The 16435-nt window shown below is 49.5% G+C and carries 17 protein-coding genes; 8 read left to right on the top strand and 9 right to left on the bottom strand.

Annotation, left to right across the window (positions count from 1 at the left end; translation table 11 throughout):
* Positions 1-416: 416 nt before the first annotated feature.
* The 7 genes from QMN38_RS02365 to lpp all read left to right on the top strand — a co-directional run bounded on the left by QMN38_RS02365 (position 417) and on the right by lpp (position 7086).
* Positions 417-1643, top strand: a complete 1227-nt coding sequence (locus tag QMN38_RS02365; protein ID WP_323604396.1) for a PfkB family carbohydrate kinase — start codon at positions 417-419, stop codon at positions 1641-1643.
* A gap of 12 nt (positions 1644-1655) precedes the next feature.
* Positions 1656-2393 carry a glutamine amidotransferase gene (locus QMN38_RS02360; protein ID WP_271440789.1) on the top strand — a complete coding sequence of 246 codons (738 nt, stop codon included), beginning with the start codon at positions 1656-1658 and terminating at the stop codon, positions 2391-2393.
* 61 nt (positions 2394-2454) lie between these two features.
* On the top strand, positions 2455-3348 hold the full coding sequence (locus QMN38_RS02355) for a proline iminopeptidase-family hydrolase (protein ID WP_323604395.1): 894 nt from the start codon (positions 2455-2457) through the stop codon (positions 3346-3348).
* Between the two features lie 20 nt (positions 3349-3368).
* Positions 3369-4712 (top strand): APC family permease, encoded by a 1344-nt coding sequence (locus QMN38_RS02350; RefSeq protein ID WP_271440787.1) that lies wholly within the window; start codon positions 3369-3371, stop codon positions 4710-4712.
* A gap of 214 nt (positions 4713-4926) precedes the next feature.
* Positions 4927-5121: a protein YnhH gene (gene ynhH / locus QMN38_RS02345; RefSeq protein ID WP_245163452.1), complete on the top strand. Its 195-nt coding sequence runs from the start codon at positions 4927-4929 to the stop codon at positions 5119-5121.
* A 7-nt stretch (positions 5122-5128) separates the two neighbouring features.
* Positions 5129-6541: a pyruvate kinase PykF gene (pykF, locus tag QMN38_RS02340; RefSeq protein WP_137383325.1), complete on the top strand. Its 1413-nt coding sequence runs from the start codon at positions 5129-5131 to the stop codon at positions 6539-6541.
* Positions 6542-6849: 308 nt separating this feature from the next.
* A complete protein-coding gene (gene lpp / locus QMN38_RS02335; RefSeq protein WP_003029373.1) occupies positions 6850-7086 on the top strand; it encodes a murein lipoprotein Lpp in 237 nt (78 codons plus the stop codon).
* A 67-nt stretch (positions 7087-7153) separates the two neighbouring features.
* Here lpp and ldtE read toward each other — a convergent pair whose 3' ends face one another.
* From ldtE to QMN38_RS02295, 8 genes are all read right to left on the bottom strand, one after another.
* On the bottom strand, positions 7154-8158 hold the full coding sequence (gene ldtE / locus QMN38_RS02330; protein ID WP_323604581.1) for a L,D-transpeptidase LdtE: 1005 nt from the start codon (positions 8156-8158) through the stop codon (positions 7154-7156).
* Positions 8159-8281: 123 nt separating this feature from the next.
* The gene (gene sufE, locus QMN38_RS02325) at positions 8282-8698 is read right to left on the bottom strand and encodes a cysteine desulfuration protein SufE (protein ID WP_271440786.1); all 417 of its coding nucleotides are present in this window, start codon (positions 8696-8698) and stop codon (positions 8282-8284) included.
* 12 nt (positions 8699-8710) lie between these two features.
* Complete coding sequence (gene sufS / locus QMN38_RS02320) at positions 8711-9931, bottom strand: cysteine desulfurase SufS (protein ID WP_323604394.1); 1221 nt, start codon at positions 9929-9931, stop codon at positions 8711-8713.
* Positions 9928-11199 (bottom strand): Fe-S cluster assembly protein SufD, encoded by a 1272-nt coding sequence (sufD, locus tag QMN38_RS02315; protein ID WP_323604393.1) that lies wholly within the window; start codon positions 11197-11199, stop codon positions 9928-9930. The genes sufS and sufD overlap by 4 nt, the downstream gene beginning before the upstream one ends.
* Positions 11174-11920 carry a Fe-S cluster assembly ATPase SufC gene (sufC, locus tag QMN38_RS02310; RefSeq protein WP_286630411.1) on the bottom strand — a complete coding sequence of 249 codons (747 nt, stop codon included), beginning with the start codon at positions 11918-11920 and terminating at the stop codon, positions 11174-11176. The genes sufD and sufC overlap by 26 nt, the downstream gene beginning before the upstream one ends.
* Before the next feature lie 16 nt (positions 11921-11936).
* Positions 11937-13424 (bottom strand): Fe-S cluster assembly protein SufB, encoded by a 1488-nt coding sequence (sufB, locus tag QMN38_RS02305; RefSeq protein WP_061067803.1) that lies wholly within the window; start codon positions 13422-13424, stop codon positions 11937-11939.
* 8 nt (positions 13425-13432) lie between these two features.
* Positions 13433-13801: a Fe-S cluster assembly scaffold SufA gene (gene sufA, locus QMN38_RS02300; RefSeq protein WP_005120243.1), complete on the bottom strand. Its 369-nt coding sequence runs from the start codon at positions 13799-13801 to the stop codon at positions 13433-13435.
* Between the two features lie 491 nt (positions 13802-14292).
* The gene (locus QMN38_RS02295) at positions 14293-15168 is read right to left on the bottom strand and encodes a LysR family transcriptional regulator (protein WP_271449072.1); all 876 of its coding nucleotides are present in this window, start codon (positions 15166-15168) and stop codon (positions 14293-14295) included.
* 122 nt (positions 15169-15290) lie between these two features.
* On the opposite strand from QMN38_RS02295, the gene QMN38_RS02290 reads away from it, so the two are divergent.
* Complete coding sequence (locus tag QMN38_RS02290) at positions 15291-16142, top strand: Vmh family MBL fold metallo-hydrolase (RefSeq protein WP_323604392.1); 852 nt, start codon at positions 15291-15293, stop codon at positions 16140-16142.
* Between the two features lie 70 nt (positions 16143-16212).
* Here the strand turns inward: QMN38_RS02290 and QMN38_RS02285 are convergent, their stop codons facing one another.
* A complete protein-coding gene (locus tag QMN38_RS02285) occupies positions 16213-16401 on the bottom strand; it encodes a YdiH family protein (protein WP_005120249.1) in 189 nt (62 codons plus the stop codon).
* Positions 16402-16435: the final 34 nt, after the last annotated feature.

Genomic DNA, 16435 nt, shown 5'->3' with positions numbered 1-16435 from the left:
TGGTGTTTTAAAATGAATTAAAACGAATTTGATATAACTTTAAGGAATATCCATACCGCAACAAGAGACTCAGTCCGCGTTCACTTCCACATCCGAGTGGGCTGACAGCATGAAAAATTCTTCTGAAATATTTACTCACTGATTTTTAACTGACCAAACCGTGGTTATTTAAAACTGAATCGAGAAAGCCAACACCTTTATAAGAAGCGTTCAAAAATTGCATCACTGAGATATGACAATCATCACAAACTATAGCCCCACAAGTGTAAGCATATAAGAACTAATAAAATGAAAATGTCTTTTTACCCTGCGTGATAATTTGGTTTTGCTTCCGGTTTACAGCATGATCTGTGATTCATTTCACCACATGTCAACATTACTCTAAATACAATTCAACGAAATACACGGAGGCTTTAATGTTTAAAGAAGAAAGGCGCGCCACTATTCTTAACTTGTTGATCAAAGATCATAGCGTAAGCGTAAGTAAACTTGCCGTTCTTTTTAATGTGAGCCAGGAGACTATTCGTTCAGATCTTTATTATTTTCAGAAAACAGGAATGCTGGTGCGTTGTTACGGTGGTGGTATTGTTAATCGTCAGGCATTAAGCAAACTTATTACTGAAAATAAAATAGATATCTCCGGCACTATAGCAACTCCGGCAAACAAAGATATTCGCTTAAACAAAGAAGGGGCTAAAATGTCGGGCAAAGTTTGTATTTTAGGTTCATTTAATATTGACGTATCCGCCACTGTGCCGTGGCTGCCTCAGAGCGGTGAATCTATCCTCGCAAGCCAGTTCGGTTTTTATCCGGGAGGAAAAGGTGCCAACCAGGCTCTGGCCGCAAATAATGCGGGTGCTGATGTCCATTTTATTTTTAAAGTTGGCAAAGATCAGTTCAGCGCTTTCGCGCTCAATCATATTATTCAATCGGGCATCAACTCTTATTGTGCCTATCAAACCGATGATGCCCCCACCGGGAGTGCACTCATTTATGTTTCAGCGGAGGATGGTGATAATATCATCGCCATCTATCCCGGCGCTAATATGACGCTGAGCAAACAAGAAATTAATGAACAGCAGGGTTATATCTCTGAAGCCGATGTCCTGCTGATGCAACTGGAGACGAATATCGATGCTATTGAAGAGTTCGTGCGCCTGGGTAAATTAGAAAACAAAACTATCATTCTTAATCCAGCACCCTATACTAAAAATATCCACCATTTATTATCTTCCATCGATATCCTGACACCTAATGAAACCGAGGCTTCATTTTTGTCAGGTATTACCATTACCGGTATTGATGATGCCAAAAAAGCAGGGAATATCATTCTGCAGTCAGGCGTTAAGAAGGTCATTATCACTCTTGGCGCGCAAGGATCATTGCTGTGCGAACATCACCGAACGTTGTTTATCCCCGCCTGGAGTGCCGTCGTCAAGGATGCCGCAGGCGCGGGTGACGCATTTAATGGCGCACTGGCCACCTCACTTGCCCGGAAATCAGACCTTGTGTCAGCCATTCAGTATGCCTCTGCCTTTGCTTCACTGGCAGTAGAACAAGAAGGCGCATCGAGCATGCCGCAACATGAGCAGGTACTGCACCGAATGCGCACTCAATCGCATGAAATTGTTAATATCAAATAATAGGATATCAGTATGAAAATTTTATTTATCGGTGAGTCATGGCATATTCATATGATTCATTCTAAGGGATATGACAGCTTCACATCCAGTAAATACGAAGAAGGTGCTGACTATCTCTTATCCTGTCTGCGCCAGCAGAATATTACTATCGACTATATGCCAGCGCATATTGTACAAACTCGTTTTCCGCAAACCGTAGCGGAACTCGACGTATACGACGCGATCGTGATTAGTGATATTGGCAGCAATACCTTTTTGTTGCAAAACAAAACCTTTTATCAGATGAATATCATCCCAAATGCGTTAGCGCTGATTAAAGAATATGTCTCCAATGGCGGCGGTCTGTTAATGATTGGCGGATATCTGTCCTTCACCGGCATTGAAGCTAAAGCGAATTATAAAAACACCTTGCTGGCCGACGTTTTGCCTGTCGAAATGCTGGACTATGACGATCGCGTTGAAATTCCAGAAGGATGCAGCCCAATCAACACTGATGAGCAACATGTCATTACGCAAGATCTGACGCAGTGGCCCCCCTTACTCGGTTATAACAAACTGCACGCCAAAGTAAACGCGACAACGCTGGTCAAAATAAATGACGACCCGCTATTAGTTCTCGGTGAATACAATAAAGGGAAAGTCGGTTGTTTTGCCAGTGATTGTGCGCCGCACTGGGGTAGTCCACAATTTATGCAATGGGAACATTACACGCCATTTTGGTGTAACGTTCTGCAATCAATTAAAAAATAAGTGTCTGTCTGCAGGTGATTATTGAATCACCTGCCCTTTTCTCTCTGTATCGGTTAAAAATATGCAAAGTCACTACAAATATGGTGAAATGTTTTACAATGGCATATTAACCAGCTATCGTATCTACGGTGATCCGGCATCTTCATTAATGCCATTAATTATTTTACACGGCGGCCCATCAGGCGGTTTTGATTATCTTTTAAATTATCACCAGCTGTCTGATGATGGACGCATGGTGGTATTTTACGATCAATATGGCTGCGGTCGTTCCACGCATTTCCCGCTGGCGGAGGCCTCATTCTGGACAATAGAACGCTATCTTCAGCAACTCCAGCAATTAATCTGCCATCTGAATATTGGCCAGCGATATTCATTACTCGGACACTCCTGGGGAGGCATGCTGGCAGCAGAGCATGCCTGCACGCAGCCGGAAGGATTAGGTGGTGTGATATACGCTAGCTCTCCTGCCAGCATCCCACTTTGGCAAAGTGAAGTCCTGCGACTGTTTAAAGAACTCACGGCTGGCGCGGATACAATGCCAGACGATGTCATTATGCAGGCAAAAATCTATCAGCATCCGCCTGAGCAGCTTATTGCCTATTACGCCAGGCATGTTTATTCCCTGCAGCAAGAACCGCTGCATATTCAGCGTGCTAATGCGCAATTCGCCGCCGACCCCACGGCTTACCACATTTTGTGGGGCGCCAATGAGCTGGCGGTCAATGGCACGCTGGCACAGTGGGATATCACCGATTCATTGCACAAGATTCAATGCCCTGGATTAGTCCTTCATGGCGAGCACGATCAGGCGACATCGCAGGTCGTTCAACCGCTTATTACCCATATAACCCATTGTCGGGGCGTCACGATTCCTGACAGCAGCCATAACCCGCATGAAGAAAATACCGGGCCTTGCCTCACTGCGGTCCGTGCGTTTTTACGCGCCCTTGATTAACACGAATTGAGGTGTTTACTATGAGTAAAATCAAAAAGTTATCTCTTACAGATTTGGTGCTGTACGGGCTGGTATTTATGGTTCCGATCGCGCCGGTTTCTCTCTATGGTGTCGTCTATAATTTATCTCATGGCATGGTCGCGCTGGTGTATATTATTGGCGCTATCGCGATGTTTTTTACCGCCCACAGCTATTCAACATTGTCAAAGCACATCTCCTCCTCCGGGTCGGCTTATACCTATGCGGGCGTGTGCATCAACCCCGCGGTGGGTTTTCTCACCGGTTGGATTTTGCTGCTGGATTATCTGTTATTCCCTACGCTGGTTGCCGTGCTGGGCGGTGTTGCTGTTCATGCCATACTTCCGCAAATACCGATTTGGGTGTGGCCGTTAATTTATGTGGCCATCGGAACGGGCATAAACTATTTGGGAATACAACAAACGGCTAAATTCGACAAGCTGCTGGTCTTTATTCAACTCGGTATTCTGGCCATTTTTGTGGTGCTGATTTTGCGTCTGCTGATGCTCGATAGCAGCCATGTGTCATTCTCTTTCAAACCCTTTTTTGACTCTCAGTGGTTTACGCCTGGCTTAATTGCTACCGCTATCTCTGTTGCGGCACTCAACTTCCTCGGGTTTGATGCCATCAGTACCTTAAGCGAAGAAAGCGAAGGCGGCGGAAAAGCGGTCAGTAAGGCAACTCTTCTCGCCCTGATCCTGGCCACCGTGCTGTTTATTATTGTGGTGACGTTTGCCGCATTCGCCACCGGCAAAATAGACAGCTTTGCCGACGGCACTGAAACAAACGAAGCCTTCTTCACGATTGCAGGTGATGTTGGCGGTATCTGGCTTAAAGTCGCATTTTCTATCATCGTGGCGTTCGTTTGCGCGGTCGGCAATATCATTACGGCACAAACCGCCGTATCCCGCGTTCTGTTCTCTATGGGGCGCGACAAAATGTTGCCCACATTCCTGGCGCACGTACACAATAAAAGAAAAACACCTGACTATGCCATTCTGTTCACCGGGGCTGTGACACTCTTTCTTAGCTACCTGTTTTCCGGGAAAATTGAATCCATATCCACCCTTGTTAACTTCGGCGCGCTTTTCGCCTTCTTTGTGGTAAACCTGTGTGTCTTTGTGCTCTACAACGTAAAGATGAAAGAACATCGTCGCCTTTTCCCTCACGTGATCTCTCCTGTGCTGGGCATGGTCGTCATCGGTTATGTCTGTATGAATATGAACATTCACGCGCTGACGCTGGGGGGCATCTGGTCTGTCATCGGTCTGGCGATTCTGTGGTATCGGAAAGCGCATAAGCAGGACATCAATATCGATCTTGAGGGGCGAAAGCTGCTCGACTAAGTCGTCTGAATACTGAGTTTGCAACAGGTTATTTTTTCTTGTTGCGCAACACCGCCTGACGTTGGGCGGTGTTTTGTTAACCAACCTGAAACAATTTAATGCAGATTCTTTGTTAAACTGCACAGAACTCTTTTGAAACGCTGTTTCCATTTTCCTTTTTGATAATTTTCAGCGTATAATGCGCGCCAATTGTCTCTTGAATGGTTTCAGCACATTGACCTGTAAAACTCAACGACTACAAAACTCACCATCCCGTTGGGCTGAAACGCAAGCACACATTCCTCTGCACGCTTTATCGATGTCACCTATTCTTAGAGCGAGGCATCACAACTTTCGTAACTCAGGTTTAGCTTTCCATCCGTGCGCGATGGAAGCCAGATTTCCATATCCTTCTCAACTTAAAGACTAAGACTGTCATGAAAAAGACGAAAATTGTTTGCACCATCGGTCCGAAAACCGAATCCGAAGAGATGTTATCCAAAATGCTGGACGCGGGCATGAACGTCATGCGTCTGAACTTCTCCCACGGTGATTACGCAGAACACGGTCAGCGCATCAAGAATTTGCGCAACGTCATGAGCAAAACCGGTAAAAAAGCCGCGATTCTGCTCGATACCAAAGGTCCGGAAATCCGTACCATTAAGCTGGAAGGCGGCAACGACGTTTCTCTGAAAGCGGGCCAGACCTTCACGTTCACTACCGATAAATCTGTTGTGGGCAACAACGAAATCGTTGCTGTTACCTACGAAGGCTTCACAAAAGACCTGTCTGTCGGCAACACCGTACTGGTTGATGATGGCCTGATTGGCATGGAAGTTACCGCTATTGAAGGTAACAAAGTTATCTGTAAAGTGCTGAACAACGGCGATCTGGGTGAAAACAAAGGCGTTAACCTGCCAGGCGTTTCCATTGCCCTGCCAGCACTGGCTGAAAAAGACAAACAGGACCTGATCTTCGGTTGTGAGCAAGGCGTTGACTTCGTTGCGGCCTCCTTTATCCGTAAACGTTCTGACGTCGTTGAAATCCGTGAGCACCTGAAAGCACACGGCGGCGAAAACATCCAGATCATCTCCAAGATTGAAAACCAGGAAGGCCTGAACAACTTCGACGAAATCCTCGAAGCGTCCGACGGCATCATGGTTGCTCGTGGCGACATGGGCGTTGAGATCCCGGTTGAAGAAGTTATCTTCGCGCAGAAGATGATCATCGAGAAATGTATCCGTGCACGTAAGGTCGTTATCACTGCGACCCAGATGCTGGATTCCATGATCAAAAACCCACGTCCGACCCGCGCTGAAGCCGGCGACGTTGCGAACGCCATCCTCGATGGTACCGATGCCGTTATGCTGTCTGGTGAATCCGCGAAAGGTAAATACCCGCTGGAAGCTGTGACCATCATGGCCACCATCTGCGAACGTACCGACCGTGTGATGACCAGCCGCCTGGACTTCAATAATGACAGCCGTAAACTGCGCATCACTGAAGCGGTGTGCCGTGGTGCTGTTGAAACTGCAGAAAAACTGGATGCTCCGCTGATCGTCGTGGCAACCCAGGGCGGTAAATCTGCACGTGCTGTGCGTAAATACTTCCCGGATGCAACCATCCTGGCGCTGACCACCAACGAAACTACCGCTCGCCAGCTGGTGTTGAGCAAAGGTGTCGTTGCACAGGTTGTTAAAGAAATCACCTCTACTGATGATTTCTACCGTCTGGGCAAAGAAGTGGCGCTGGAAAGCGGTCTGGCACAGAAAGGTGACGTCGTTGTTATGGTTTCCGGCGCACTGGTTCCGAGCGGCACGACCAATACGGCATCTGTTCACGTGCTGTAATAATTCCATCGCGAATTAATTTGCTTAAAAAGCGCCCTTGCGGCGCTTTTTTTATTTTCTTGATAGCCACGATTAATAAAAAATCAAATCGGATTTCACTATCTAATCCGAGATTATCTAAGATGAATCCGATGGAAGCTTTCTGTTTTCTCTCGGGTTTTTAGCTGTTTTTGCACAATTCGATGCTTCTTTGAGCGAACGATCAAAAATAAGTGCATTCCCATCAAAAAAATATTCTCAACATAAAAAACTTTGTGTAATACTTGTAACGCTACATGGAGATTAACTCAATCTAGAGGGTATTAATAATGAATCGTACTAAACTGGTACTGGGCGCGGTAATCCTGGGTTCTACTCTGCTGGCAGGTTGCTCCAGCAACGCTAAAATCGATCAGCTGTCTTCTGACGTTCAGACTCTGAACGCTAAAGTTGACCAGCTGAGCAACGACGTGAACGCAATGCGTTCCGACGTTCAGGCTGCTAAAGATGACGCAGCTCGCGCTAACCAGCGTCTGGACAACGCAGCTACTAAATACCGCAAGTAATAGTATCTGTGTAATAAAAATGGCGCACATTGTGCGCCATTTTTTTTGCCCGTTATTTTCTTCCCTGTTACTGCGTTGTGCGCATCTGCGCATCCTCCCCTGGCGCACCGTTCTGCGCTGATTTCACTTCTGGTCCATTGGCAACGACAGGTGTCTGCCCGGCACTAACGGTCACGGGATAACCCGCACGACGATACAGTGCTCTCTCAACCAGACTGTTATCGACAGCCTTATTCTCTTTGAACTGATTAAAACCTACCGGTAATACATAGGGCATGGTCTGAACGTTTTGTTCCTCTTCCGGTGACAACGGCCTGTGCACCTCAACATAGCGCATACCATTTGGCTCAATGGAGTACTTTATCGGCTCGTTGATTACTCTGACAGGCGTACCTGGTCGCACCTGCTCGAACAACGCTTTGATATCCGGCGCGTTCATACGGATACAGCCAGAGCTTACGCGCAGGCCAACACTGTCAGGAGCACTGGTCCCATGGATAAGATATTCACCATTTCCATGCGCCAGACGCAATGCAAAGCGTCCTAACGGGTTATTTGGCCCCGCAGGTACTACCGGCGGTAATGTTATGCCGCGCTCCAGAGAGCGCTTACGGATGCCCGGTGTAGGCGTCCAGGTCGGATTGGGTATTTTCTGCCCAACACGGGTTTCCATCACCGGTGTTTCCAGCCCCTGCAAACCAATGCCAATGGGGAATACCTGAACAATATTTTCTCCCGGCGGGAAGTAATACAAACGCAGTTCCGCCAGATTCACAATAATCCCTTCGCGTGGTACATCCGGTAGCAATAATTGCGAGGGAATGGTAATCAGGGTTCCAGGCTTGGGTACGGGGGCTATAGTGTTATTTGCTTCAAGGATAAGCATTGCAGCGGTGTCAAAACGCCGGGCTATCGCCTGGAGATTCTTATCGCCTTCCTGCACGGTGTAGGTTTGATTTTGCCCAACAAGACGGCTATTCGCCGCAGGCAACGGATAATCGACCGCCCAAGCGGCCTGTATAGCGCTGTAAGCGCCGATCAGCATTAACGTAATAATAGACGCGCGTTTCATACTCACTCACCCCCCTGGCGTTACTGCCGGATGACGGCAAGCGTCCGATCCGGCCTACGAGTCATTGCGGTGCCTTTCACGGAATCATTCCAGTCAGCCTGAAAGATGACGTGTTTTATCAGTTTAGCTAAGAGTTGCGGCTTTGGTGCGGATCGCCCGTATCATCGCTTCCAGTCCCTGTGAACGTGAAGGTGTGAGATGCTGTGCGAGCGCCATTTTTTCGAACCACGGACGCACATCAAAATTCACAATATCCTGAGCCGTCATCCGGTCATACAAAATGAAGACGACGGCGATAAGTCCTTTCACAATTGCCGCATCACTGTCGCCCTGCAATTCAATAATACCTTCAGCATTCTGCCGCATAACAATCCATACCTGACTTTGACATCCCTGAATGCTATTTTCCGGGCAGCGATCGTCGGCATTTAATTCCGGCAGCCGCTGACCCAGTTCAATGATGTACAGGTATTTCTCTTCCCAATTAGCGCAACGCAGAAAATTACGCAACAGTTTTTCTTTATCCGGTAGCGCAGCCATAATGCCTCCCTGTTATCCCAACAAGTGATGAATACGCTTGAGTCCCGTCACCAGGCGATCCACTTCTTCATGGGTGTTATACATGGCAATGGAAGCCCGGCACATCGCGGGAACGTGATAATAAGCCATCAACGGCATCGCGCAGTGATGCCCTGTACGCACGGCAATTCCATAGTTATCAAGAAAGCTACCAACGTCATACGCGTGATGTTTGCCCAGGTTAAAGGCGATCACGCCTAAACGATTTTCCGGGCCGTAGAGCGTCAGATGAGGTACCTCCGCCAGTTGCTCCAGCGCATAACGCATCATGAACTGCTCATATTCACTGATTTCAGTCAGCCCCAGCGCGCTAACATATTCAATGGCCGCTCCCAGACCGATAATCCCTCCGGTGTTCGGCGTTCCGGCTTCAAAACGCCAGGGGGCTTTGGCCCACGTCGTTCCCTGACTCAGACTGACGGTTGCTATCATCGAGCCACCGCCTTCCCACGGCGGCATTTCCTGCAGCAGCGATTCCCTGGCATACAGCACGCCAATGCCGGTGGGTCCATACAGCTTATGTCCGGAGAAGACATAAAAGTCACAATCCAGTGCCTGCACGTCCACTGGGTGGTGCATGACCGCCTGCGCGCCATCTACCAGCACTTTTGCGCCATACTGGTGCGCCAGCTCAATCATCTCCGGCAGCGGGTTTTCCGTGCCCAGGACATTCGATACGTGGGTAATGGCCAGCAGTTGCGTACGGTCATCAAACAGCGTCGGCAACATTTCCAGTTGCAACGTCCCGTCGGCATTCAGTGGGATAACACGCAGTTCCGCACCTACACGGGCGCACAGCATCTGCCAGGGGACAATATTGGCGTGGTGTTCCATTTCACTGATGATGATGTTATCACCCGCCCGGACATTGCTACTGCCCCAGCTGTTCGCCACCAGGTTGATGCCCTCCGTCGTGCCGCGGACAAACACCAGTTCTTCGGCAGAACGTGCGTTAATAAACAATGACGCCAGCTTGCGTACATTCTCCATTTTTTCCGTCGCCTGGGCACTGAGCGTATGAATACCCCGATGGACTGCCGCATAGCCATGCCGATAAAACTCAGCCTCAGCATCAATCACCTGGTTGGGCTTTTGCGCACTGGCAGCACTGTCGAGGTAAGCCAGCGGTAAGCCGTTGACCTCGCGCGTCAGGACCGGAAAGTCCGCCCGTACTTTTTCAATGGGAAATGTCATGCTACGCCTCCCGGCAGACGTTGGGCTATCCGCGCCAGTACCTGTTGTTTCAGCGTTTCATCGCTCAGGGCTTCCGTCAGCTCAGCGGCAAACGCGTAGAGAATCATCTGTTGTGCATCCTGCTGGCCAATCCCACGCGAACGCAGATAGAACATCTGTTCATCGTCGATCCGCCCTACCGTCGCCCCGTGGCTGCATTTCACGTCATCAGCGTAGATTTCCAGTTGCGGCTTGGTGTCCACTTCTGCCAGTTTACCGAGCAGTAAATTATTGTTCGTCATCTGACCGTCAGTTTTAATGGCATGCTGCGCCACGTTAATCAGGCCATTAAACACCGCCCGGCCTTTATCGCTGACAATCGTTTTATGTAACTGGCGGCTGTTGCAATACCCCTTATTGTGTTCAAGCCAGGTTCGGGTATCGCAAACTTCATTTTTCACCGGCATCGCCAGGCTGTTAAGGCGCAGCGTGCTGTTCTCTCCATTAAGCTGGGTACTGGTGTTATGGCGTAATACCGCACCACCGAGTAAGAAGCTGTAACTCATCGCCGTCGCATCTGCCCCTAACTGGATATCGTTATGCGCGAAATGGTGGCTAACCGGATTCTCAAACGCCAGTTTGATATGGTGCAAATGGGCATTTGCCGCCACGTTCATCGTTAAGCGTGCGCCGGTAAAATGTCGATGCGCATTCAGGCTAACATAGTGCTCAATGACGGTAGCTTCTGCGCCTTCAGCCAGTTCAAGATGGTGGCGATAGTGCGCGGTATTCACTTCATCACCCGCCAGCCCCTGGGTGATGTGCATCAACAGTAGCGGTTTCGCTGGACGTTGATGTCGTTTGACCTGAATGCGCGTGACGCTGCGTGAGAGGCTTTCGGTCAGATGCAGAAACACCTCTGGCTGGATAGCCGCAGGGAGCGCCTGACGCGCATCATCAACGGTAATGTCAAAGCCGCTGCCGTCAATGCTGTCGCTAAGCGCCTCGCAGTACTGACCGTCAACAAACACCAGACGTAGGGCATCAATAGCGCAGCTCAGCGCGTCGCACTGTGCTGACGTTATTGCAGAAAAACGGCTGACAAACTGGCTGTTGGTTAACCCTTCCAGCGGCGTATATTTCCAGTCCTCATGTTTACGCGTCGGCAACCCCAGCCGCAACATCTGTTGCAGGTGTTGTTGCGCATGCTGTGAACGACGCTCACCCTGCGCTTCAAACAGATGGTGCCACTGCTGGAGCACGTTACTGCTGTTCACTAAGCCAGCCATACCCTTGCTCCTCCAGTTGTTTAACCAGCGTAAAATCACCGGACTTCACAATGCGCCCCTGGTAGAGAACGTGGACGTAATCGGGTTTGATATAGTCGAGGATTCGCTGGTAGTGGGTGACAATAACAAACGAACGCTTTCCGTCACGCAATGCGTTCACGCCATCTGCCACGATTTTCAGCGCATCGATATCCAGACCAGAGTCAGACTCATCAAGGATGCACAGCTGGGGTTCCAGCACCGCCATTTGCAGAATGTCATTACGTTTTTTCTCACCACCGGAGAAACCCACGTTCACCGAACGGGTGAGCAAATCTGCCGGCATCTTCAGCAATGCAATTTTCTCTTCCATCAGGTCCTGGAAGTCAAACCTGTCCAGCGACTCTTCGCCACGGTAGCTGCGCACCGCATTCAGTGCCGTTTGCAGGAAAAACTGATTGCTGACGCCGGGGATCTCTACCGGATACTGAAACGCCATAAAGATACCTTCACCAGCCCGGTCTTCCGGTGACAGTTCCAGCAAGTTCTTACCGTTAAATTCAACCGTCCCGCCCGTGACTTCATAATCTTCTCGTCCGGCGAGTGTCGCAGACAACGTGCTTTTCCCGGAACCGTTCGGCCCCATAATGGCGTGTACTTCCCCGGGGCGAATCTCAAGACTCAGCCCACGCAGGATCGCCTTCTCTTCCACACTGACCTGTAAATCTTTAATGCTTAACATGTGCTTTCCTTAAATTTTAGCCGACGCTGTGTTCAAGACTTATGGCGAGAAGTTTTTGCGCTTCCACAGCAAATTCCAGCGGCAGCTCAGAGAACACGTCTTTACAGAAGCCATTGACGATCATTGAAATAGCATCTTCTTCACTGATGCCACGTTGCAGGCAGTAGAACAGTTGGTCTTCACCAATGCGCGAGGTCGTCGCTTCGTGTTCAAGCTGAGCGCTGTTGTTACGGCACTCAACATACGGGAAGGTATGCGCCCCACAGTCCGCACCAATCAACATTGAGTCACATTGGGTGTAGTTACGGGCGTTAGTGGCGGTAGGCATAATTTTCACTAAGCCACGATAGCTGTTCTGGCTATGTCCGGCAGAAATTCCTTTCGAGATAATGGTCGATTTCGTGTTCTTGCCGATGTGAATCATTTTAGTGCCAGTATCAGCCTGCTGATGCCCGCTGGTCAGCGCAACGGAGTAGAATTCGCCGATCGAATTATCACCGCGCAGAATGCAGCTCGGGTATTTCCAGGTAATGGCTGAACCGGTCTCTGACTGCGTCCATGACATTTTGCTGTTTTCACCTTCACACAGCGCACGTTTGGTCACGAAATTCAGGATGCCGCCGGTATTGCCATCGCCGGGGAACCAGTTTTGTACCGTTGAATACTTCACCTCAGCATCTTTATGGATGATCACTTCAACCACTGCCGCATGCAGCTGGTAACTGTCACGTACCGGAGCCGAACAACCTTCGATATAGCTGACGTAACTCCCTTCATCCGCCACCAGAATAGTGCGTTCGAACTGCCCGGTTTTCTCCGCGTTAATACGGAAATAGGTCGACAGCTCCATCGGGCAGCGCACGCCTTTCGGCACATAAATAAACGTGCCGTCCGATGCCACCGCCGCATTCAGCGCGGCAAAGAAATTGTCATTCCCCGGGACGACGGTACCGAGGTATTTTTTTACCAGTTCAGGATGATCGTGAATGGCCTCGCCGAACGAGCAGAAAATAATACCCTGTTCCGCCAGCTTATCGCGGTAGGTCGTCGCGACTGACACCGAATCGAAAATGGCATCCACCGCCACTTCTTTGCCTTCACGGACCGGCACGCCAAGCTGCTCGAACGCGTCTTCAACCTCTTTGCTTAAAAACGCATTCGCGCCCGTTTGCTGAACCGCTCCCGGCTCAGAGGCGCAGGTTTCATCACAGTTACCGCAAGAAGGTGCAGAGTAATAGCTATAGTCCTGGTAGTTCAGTTTGTCATAGTGCGCTTTTAGCCAGTGTGGTTCTTCCATCGTCAGCCACGCGTTAAACGCATTCAGACGGAATTCCAGCATCCAATCAGGTTCATTTCGTTTTGCCGAAATTGCCCGCACAACCTCTTCGTTGATCCCTTTGGCCAATTCATCGGTTTTGAGTTGGGTAAAGAACCCCTCTTTGTAATTGAGGTGCCCGCCAGCCCAGGTGTTGACATCGTCAGTTGCTTCAGTGTTACGAGACATAGTACCGCCTATACCCCAAAGCTTTCGCCACAGCCACATTCGTTCTGGGCTTTCGGGTTATGAAATTTAAATAACTGATTTAATCCTTCGCGAACGAAATCGACTTCAGTTCCATCGATAAACGGCATCGCCTGTAACGGGACATAAAGTCTGGCGCCCTCGGTTTCAAATAGCAGATCGTCTTTCTCAGGTTGCTTGACGGTGTCCAGCACATAGCCGAATCCCGCGCATCCGGTTTGTTTCACGCCTAACCGCACGCCCAACATATCGGGTTGCCTTGCCACCAGTTCACGGATATGCGCCGCTGCCGCTGGCGTTAACGTCAGCCCGCGCCACGCAAAATCGTTGGGATTAAATGTTCCTGAATGCAATTCCATAGGGTTACCTCGAGTCATTAGCTTTCAAGCTATAACACCATGTTAGTGATAATGATTATCACTTCAACCCCTCAACAGCAGGGGCATTCGGGTTAACCGCCCTTTTTGACGACTTTTATTAAGCATAGACCCTGCGGCGAGGGTTAACAGGGATGGATTTTTTTGTTCAATACATTGATTAATAATAGATTATGAATATGTAATCGTTCCGGCAGGTCAAATGCTAAAAGATGTATAGATAATGTCTATTTAAGGGATAGGTGGGGATGACTACGGGGGAACAATGCGGTTCAAAACGCATGTGGGCCATAAAAAACCCTTAAGTCTGCATGCTGGCAGACTTAAGGGTTCCGGCCCCATCCGGCGCTTATCTCCGGCACTCACAATGGCTTAGCTCTTGAAGGGGCGATCAGAATAATCTCATACACTGATAAATTTTTTTTAACACAAATTGCGCTTTGACTATTTTATAAACACGCTCAATCACATAGTTAGCGCTGTGTCTCATTCAGTTCGTCCAGCAACAGCCGCAACCCCGCAGGCTGGTGATCGCGGGAAAGATATAAACCATAAATCGGCAGGCGTTTAGGCTGTAGTTGGGGGAGAAGTCGTATTAATCTCCCCTGCGCCAGCCCTTCTCTCGCCTCCTGCTCAGGAACCAACGCAATCCCCATCCCCGCCAGGGCGGATTCACATAGCAGTGACGAGATACCGGCGCTTAAATTCCCTTTAATGGCCACCGTGACGGCTTGCCCTTGCGCATCCAGAAAGTGCCATGACTTTCCGGCAAATCCACTGTAATAAAGGCAATTATGCTGCGCAAGATCGTCGACGGTTTTTGGGATGCCATGCTGGTTAAGGTAATCCACGGAGGCACATAACACCGATTCACAATCCCCTAAGCGCCGGGCAATCGTTCCGGGCTCGGGATTTTCCGTGATGCGGATCGCCACATCAATACGTTCCCCAACCAGGCTTACCGGTTGATTGTTGATCTCAACTTCAATGCGGAGTTCAGGATAGCGAGCAAGAAACGCGGGCAGCACCGGCGCCAGAATATGTATGGCAGTAAAATGTGCACACGCTACCCGTAGCGTGCCCGATGGGGTTTGCGCGAGCCCGGCGGCACCGATATCTCGCGAAAGCTGTGCCAGGGTGCGGGTTTTCACCAACGCTTCTTCGCCGGCAGGTGTGATTGTCAACCGTCGTGACGAACGATGGATAAGCCGCGCCCCGGTCCACTTTTCCATCTCATCCAGATAGCGACTGACCATCGGTCGGGAAAGCCCCAGCGCACGCGCGGCGGCACTCAAACTGCCTAAATCACAGATGTGGTTAAAAACGGTTGCCGCCATGACTCTGTCCATTGCATCCCATCCGATCGTTTTATGAAACTCAGCATGTCCTGATAAGGGAATTCTAACAGATCCGAATTTCCTTAAAATACAGGAACGATCAAAAGACAATGTCCTGCACAAGGTTCCCCGTTATGAAAATCAATACACTGGCTATGCTGTTACCCCTGTTTGCCTCTTCGGCATTTGCCGCTCCGCTACAGCTGGATGTCTATAATCCGCAGGAAAAGGCTATTTTCCCGGTCTCTTCTACGCTGGTGTCCGGCCCGAAAGAAGCCATTTTGTTTGATGCCCAATTCAGCACCAAAGACGGTGAAAAACTGGTGCAAATGATTCGCTCCAGCGGTAAGACGCTGAAAGCCATTGTGATCACGTCTGGCGATCCGGATTTCTATTTTGGCCTTGAGCCACTCGTCAAAGCCTTCCCAGGTGTCAACGTGCTGGCTACGCCGCACGTGGTGGATCATATCCGTGCCACCAAAGAAGCCAAATTACAGTTCTGGGGCCCACAGATGAAAGACGGTGCCCCCACTTCGCTCACTGTACCGCAGGCCATCACGCAAACACGCTTTACGGTTGATGGCGAAACGCTGGAGTTACGCCATCCTAATGACTATGCGGCATATGTCTGGATCCCCGCGAACCGCGCCATCATTGGCGGAACCGGTATCGCTTCAGGTATTCACGTCTGGACAGCGGATACGCAGTCATCGGCTGAGCGCATGGCATGGCGTAACGTGCTGAGCGAAATGCAGCAATTACATCCTGCCCAGGTGGTTCCAGGTCATTATATTGGCGAACGCCCGGCGGGTGATAACGCAATTCGCTTCACCCAGGATTACCTTCAGTCGTTTGAACAGGCGCTGGGCGCGAAAAAAGGTTCAGCCTACGTGATAAAAACAATGACCACAGCATGGCCTGGCCTTGCAGACGAAAGCTCTCTGGAACTGAGTGCGAAAGTGAATACCGGTGAGATGAAGTGGTAAACAAGGTTTAAGACAAAAAATAACCCCGAACACATGTGTCGGGGTTTTTATTACGACAGGCATACCGGAATCAATGAACGCCCAAGCGCCAGGCAAAATAGATCTCTTCTTTCAGTTCAGTCGAAGAGAGCGTTAATAAATCGGCAAACTCCAGCTCTAATTGTTTCAGTCTTTTCAGGTACTGAGCCGGTGAAAGATCGGTTTTATCACGACGTAAAAATTCTATTGCCAGTTGGGCCGGGTCTAATTGGGTAGACATATCATCCTCGCTTGTGTTCAGAACCTGCACAGTA

Source organism: Citrobacter sp. R-1.5.2, assembly GCF_035064245.1.
GTDB lineage: Bacteria > Pseudomonadota > Gammaproteobacteria > Enterobacterales > Enterobacteriaceae > Citrobacter.
This window is presented reverse-complemented; position numbering and strand designations above follow the sequence as displayed.